Here is a 524-nt window from a genome sequence, read left to right on the forward strand (position 1 = left end):
ACCTGGAACAAGGGCGCGCGGCCGAGATCGCGCTCGGGCTTCAGCTCCTGCACCAGCCGCTCGAACGGCAGGTCCTGATGCTGCTGCGCCTCCAGCGTCAGCTCCCGGACCCGCGCCAGCAGCGTGTCGAAGCTCGGATCGTCGCCCACCTCGCAACGCAACACCAGCGTGTTCACGAAGAACCCGATCAACCCTTCCAGCGACTGTTCCCGACGGTTCGCCACCGGCGTCCCGACATTGAGATCGCTCTGCCCGCTGTACCGCCACAGCAGCACGTAGAACGCCGACAGCAGCACCATGAAGACGCTCGACTGCGATTCCGACGCCATACGCTTCACATCCGCCAGCACCGTCCCGTCCAGCTCGAAGCTGTGCACCGCACCCCGGTAACGCTGCACGCTCGGACGCGCGTAGTCGGTCGGCAATTCCAGCACCCCGCTGCTGCCCCGCTGCTGCTCGCGCCAGTACGACAGCTGCTGTTCCAGCCGCGCGCCGCTGAGCCACTCGCGCTGCCACTGCGCGTA

The 524-nt window shown here is 67.2% G+C and carries 1 protein-coding gene; it reads right to left on the reverse strand.

From position 1 onward, the window contains the following. The coding region (locus AC1RQF_RS33525) for a condensation domain-containing protein (RefSeq protein WP_492874445.1) at positions 1–524 on the reverse strand (524 nt) is incomplete at both ends.

The organism is Burkholderia sp. GW821-FHT14F03, assembly GCF_058803765.1.